The organism is Intrasporangium flavum, from assembly GCF_001956915.1.
GTDB lineage: Bacteria > Actinomycetota > Actinomycetes > Actinomycetales > Dermatophilaceae > Monashia > Monashia flava.
The window spans coordinates 1-1,182 of record NZ_MLJO01000041.1 but is presented as its reverse complement, the minus strand read 5'-3'; the positions used below and the strand labels follow the sequence as shown (position 1 = coordinate 1,182).

1 protein-coding gene is annotated in these 1,182 nt (G+C 66.4%); it reads right to left on the bottom strand.

Annotated elements, in window-relative coordinates; translation table 11 throughout:
* On the bottom strand, window positions 1–1,182 hold a 1,182-nt coding region (locus BIV28_RS19405), incomplete at both ends, for a CDP-glycerol glycerophosphotransferase family protein (RefSeq protein WP_207556132.1).

The window sequence follows — 1,182 nt, the reverse complement described above, 5'->3', positions numbered from 1 at the left end:
GCCGGGCGGTCGAGGGCCTCGATCGCGGCCGTGACCCGCTCACAGCACCGACCATCACGCATCGGGAACGTCGCCTCGATCCGCGCCTGGTACTCCGGCGTCGCCGCATACCCGTGCTCGGCGATCTCCACCACCGCAGCCACCGCGTCACCCGCCTCGGCCACCACCGGACCGAACCCGTCACGCCGGTACTGGAAGTACCCCGCCCGACCCACGTGACCACCAGCCATGACCCGCGCCTCGTCGAACTGGAAGTACACCACCGGCCGATCCATGTACGCCGTGTTGAACGCCATCGAGGAGTAGTCCGTCACCAGCACCGCCGCCCGCGCGAAGTACTCCTGCACATCCGCACCATCGAACGACAACGGCAACACATGATCCGGCAGGTCCATCTTCGCCAGCACCGGCTGGATGTTCGGATGCGGCAGGAACGCCACCCGACGCCCCGTCCGCGCCGCCAGCTCCGCCAGCTCCGGACTCGACAGGAACGCCGTCCACGCCTTGGCATAGTCCGTCTCGAAGAAGTGCCGGTCGATCACCCGACGCTGGCTACCCGGCTTCAACGGCGGCACCAACCAGTTGCGCCACGTCGGCGCCACCAGGATCAGGTCACACCCGTCCCCACCGAACTGCTTCGCCTTCTCGTGCAACCGGTCAAAACGCGGCAACCCCGCCAGCACCGTCTCCTTGTCGGTGAACACGTACGGCGACCCCTCACCCGCGATCGACTCGTACTCCCCCGGCGTCGAGGTCACGAACACATCGATCCGCTTCGGGTTCAACCACCGCGACAGGTCATCCTTGATCACCCCGTGCTGCAGGAACGTGAACCGCCACCGCGGCACCGGCAGGTGCGCCATCACCGCCGGCGGCTCCTGCACCGGCTTGTCGATGTGCGAGGAGATCAGATGCCCCGCATTGATCATCAACAGCTTCCACCGCAACGACCCGTGCGCCACCAGACGCGCCCCGTACCCGTCGTCCTTCAGACGCTTCCAGTCCGGCGTGTCCTTCTCCAGCACGAACCACGCATTCACCTCCGGCCGGTGATCACGCAGGTACCGGAACAAGATCTCACCCGAGTCGTTCGCATCATGGATCCGATCCATCAACACCCACGCATCACCGAACACCTTGCGCACCTGCGGACGCGCCGCCAACACCCGCACCGGATCCACC